Genomic DNA, 3,820 nt, shown 5'->3' on the forward strand with positions numbered 1-3,820 from the left:
TGTGAAGCACGGCAAAGCCGTTCCACTCGTCGGTCAGCGCGCCGACCGAGCCGGCAAGCTGGGCGGCCGCGGCCAGAATCGCCGCGCCATCCGGACGGGAGAGAGCCCCCTGCCCTATGATGATCATCGGATTCTTTGCAGCCCGCAGCTTATCGGCGAAGCTGTTTGCGCCGGAAGCGAGGTCGGAGAGCGTTTCGGCGCCTGCACCGAGATAGTCGTAGACGTAACGCAGTTCGCTGACTTCGCCGATCACGCCGATCGGGAAGTTGCCGCGGCGGAAGCGCTTGCGGATGCGAGCGTTGAGGACGGCTGCCTCGAGACGCGGATTGGCTCCGATCAGGAGCAGTGCGCCCGCCTGTTCGATGCCTTCGATGGTCGGGTTGAAGATATAGCTTGCGCGGCCGAGCGACGGATCAAGCGCCGTCCCGTCCTGGCGACAGTCGAGGTTTTCCGATCCGAGCGACCGGATCAGCTCCTTCAGGGCATACATTTCTTCGACCGAAGCCAGATCGCCGGCGATCGCGCCGATCTTTGCAGCGGACGTTGCGGAAACCGCAGCCTTGATGGCGCCGAAGGCGTCGCCCCAGGATGCAGCCTGAAGGCGGCCGTCCTTGCGGACGTAGGGGCGGTCAAGGCGCTGGGTCTTCAGTCCGTCCCAGATGAAGCGGGTCTTGTCGGAGATCCACTCCTCGTTCACCTGCTCGTTGACGCGCGGCATGATGCGCATCACTTCGCGGCCGCGGGTATCGACGCGGATCGCCGAGCCGACGGCGTCCATGACGTCGATCGATTCGGTCTTGTTGAGCTCCCACGGACGGGCGGTAAAGGCGAAAGGACGCGAGGTCAGCGCACCGACCGGGCAAAGGTCGATGACATTGCCCTGCAGTTCCGACGTCATGGCGCTTTCGAGATAGGTGGTGATCTCGGCATCCTCGCCGCGGCCGATCAGGCCGAGTTCGGAAATGCCGCCGACTTCGGTGGTGAAGCGGACGCAGCGCGTGCAGTGGATGCAGCGGTTCATCACGGTCTTGACCAGCGGGCCGATATACTTGTCTTCGACGGCGCGCTTGTTTTCCGTGTAACGGGAGCTGTCGATGCCGAAGGCCATCGCCTGGTCCTGCAGATCGCATTCACCGCCCTGGTCGCAAATCGGGCAATCCAGCGGATGGTTGATCAGCAGGAATTCCATCACGCCTTCGCGGGCCTTCTTGACCATCGGCGTATTGGTGAAGATTTCCGGCAGCTCGCCGTTCGGGCCGCCGCGGACATCGCGCACGCCCATGGCGCAGGAGGCTGCCGGCTTCGGCGGTCCGCCCTTCACTTCGATCAAGCACATGCGGCAATTGCCGGCGACCGAAAGACGTTCGTGGAAACAAAAGCGCGGGACCTCGGCGCCGGCTTCCTCGCATGCCTGAAGCAGCGTGAAATGATCCGGAACTTCGACCTCTTTGCCGTCAACCTTCAGCTTAACCATCGTCTCACTTACGTCCTTAGTTCCATCCTTTGGGTCTCCTGGGGGTCAGGCGACTCGGGGACATATTCTTTTATTTCAACAGAGCTTTCGCCTGGCCGACCCAGTCGTCGCGGCTGATGCGTCCCTCGAAACCCAATTCCTTGTCGAAACGGGCGATATCGGCCTCGTTCCAGGCCGCGACCTGCGCAAGGCTCGTCACGCCCAGGCCGTTCAGCACTTCCGCCAGCTTCGGACCGATGCCCGAAATCTGCTTCAGGTCGCCGCCCGCAGGTGCCTTGGCCGTCTTCGCCTTCGCCGGCTTTACCGGTGCCGGCTGCCTGGCCGAAACCTTAGGAGCGGCCTTGGGCGCAGCCTTTGCCGGCGCAGCCTTGGCGACCGGTTCGGCAACGGGTGCCGCCTTGAGAACCGGAGCAGCTGCCTTGCGGGGCGCCTTCGGCTTGACGGCGACCGGCTTCGCCGTCGCTGCTGCGACGACCGGTTCTGCAACCGCCGGCGTTTCCGCAGGCGCTGGCGTTTCCGCAATCGGAGAGGCCTCAGCCGGATTTGGATCGGCGGCCTTCTGGCGGCTACCTGCTTCCATCGCGCCCTGCAACGCGCCGAAGAACACCCCGGCCATCTGCGTGGCAATGCCGAAACCGATCGCGGTTGCGGCAGCCATGTTCGCCATTAGCGGATTGAGCTTCATCGCCTCGGAAAAATCGGGCATGCGTGCTGGATCGAGCGCCGGACGATCCGCCGCCTCCCGTTCATGCTCTTTGCCCGACTTCGTCACGTGACTACTCCGCAGCTTCCAGGACGGCGCCATGCGCCGTCGCGTTTCGGGTATACTGGTCGATACGTGCTTCGATCTCCGGACGGAAATGCCGGATCAAGCCCTGGACAGGCCAGGCCGCCGCATCGCCGAGCGCGCAGATGGTGTGACCTTCGATCTGCTTGGTCACCTGGAACAGCATGTCGATTTCGCGCTTCTGGGCATTGCCCCTGACCATGCGCTCCAGCACCCGCCACATCCAGCCGGTGCCTTCGCGGCACGGCGTGCACTGGCCGCAGCTCTCGTGCTTGAAGAAGGCCGAGATGCGGGCGATCGCCTTGATGACGTCGGTGGACTTGTCCATGACGATGGCGCCAGCGGTGCCGAAGGAGGAGCCGACGGCACGCAGGCCGTCGAAATCCATCTGGCAATCCATGATGTCCTTGGCCGGCACGATCGGGCAGGACGCGCCGCCCGGAATGACCGCCAGCAGATTGTCCCAGCCGCCGCGGATGCCGCCGGCATGCTTGTCGACCAGCTCGCGGAAGGTGATGCCCATTACTTCTTCGACGGTGCACGGCTTGTTGACGTGGCCGGAGAGCATGAACAGCTTGGTGCCGACATTGTTAGGACGGCCCATGGACGAGAACCAGCCGGCGCCGCGGCGCAGGATGGTCGGGGCAACCGCGATCGATTCGACGTTGTTGACCGTCGTCGGGCAGCCGTAGAGGCCCATGTTGGCCGGGAACGGAGGTTTAAGGCGCGGCTGGCCCTTCTTGCCTTCGAGGCTTTCGAGCAGCGCGGTCTCTTCGCCGCAGATATAGGCGCCGGCGCCGTGGTGGACGTAGATGTCGAAATCCCAGCCGAGCTTGTTGTTGCCGCCGAGCAGGCCGAAATCATAACACTCGTCGATCGCCGCCTGCAGCGCTTCGCGCTCGCGCATGTATTCGCCGCGCACATAGATATAGGCCGTGTTGGCGCCCATGGCGAAACCAGCGATGACGCAGCCTTCGATCAGCGTATGCGGATCGTGGCGCATGATTTCGCGGTCCTTGCAGGTGCCGGGCTCGGATTCGTCGGCATTGACCACGAGGTAATGCGGACGGCCATCCGATTCCTTCGGCATGAAGGACCACTTGAGGCCGGTCGGGAAGCCTGCGCCGCCGCGGCCGCGAAGGCCCGAAGCCTTCATCTCGTTGATGATCCAGTCCCGGCCCTTCTCGATGATCTCCTTGGTGCCATCCCAATGGCCGCGGCTCATCGCGCCCTTCAGGGACTTGTCCTTGAGGCCGTAGATATTGGTAAAGATGCGATCCTGATCTTTCAACATGATCTATTCCACAAGTCCGTCGCGATTAAGCCGGTTGCCAGTCGATATATTGCAGCCTTTTTCAAAGGCCGCACACAAATTCTCAAATGTCACGACTCACCTTCAGTCGTGGTCTTGCGCCGTGTGCGCTTCGGCTTCAAGTCGCCGGAGACTGCACCCGGTTCCGGCGGCGCGCCTTCCGCGGCACTGCCGGGCGTCTTCGGAGCCGGTTTGCTCTTCGCGGTCGCCGAGGGCGGCTGCTTCTCCGCGGCCTTGGCATTCGCTG

3 protein-coding genes are annotated in these 3,820 nt (G+C 63.4%); all 3 read right to left on the minus strand.

The genetic code is table 11. The features are described from left to right. On the minus strand, positions 1 to 1,474 hold a 1,474-nt coding region (gene nuoG / locus MOV63_RS32095), incomplete at its 3' end, for an NADH-quinone oxidoreductase subunit NuoG (protein WP_247039790.1). A gap of 70 nt (positions 1,475 to 1,544) precedes the next feature. Then, a complete protein-coding gene (locus MOV63_RS32100; RefSeq protein ID WP_247039791.1) occupies positions 1,545 to 2,246 on the minus strand; it encodes a 5' DNA nuclease in 702 nt (233 codons plus the stop codon). Positions 2,247 to 2,250: 4 nt separating this feature from the next. Then, the gene (gene nuoF, locus MOV63_RS32105; RefSeq protein WP_247039792.1) at positions 2,251 to 3,555 is read right to left on the minus strand and encodes an NADH-quinone oxidoreductase subunit NuoF; all 1,305 of its coding nucleotides are present in this window, start codon (positions 3,553 to 3,555) and stop codon (positions 2,251 to 2,253) included. Positions 3,556 to 3,820 lie beyond the last annotated feature (265 nt).

It is taken from the genome of Neorhizobium sp. SHOUNA12A (assembly GCF_023006505.1).
In the GTDB taxonomy this organism is placed as follows: domain Bacteria; phylum Pseudomonadota; class Alphaproteobacteria; order Rhizobiales; family Rhizobiaceae; genus Neorhizobium.

What these genes read in the sequence shown, in the direction of transcription:
- nuoF (WP_247039792.1), bottom strand. Translation starts at nt 3,555, where the DNA reads ATGTTGAAAGATCAGGATCGCATCTTTACCAATATCTACGGCCTCAAG.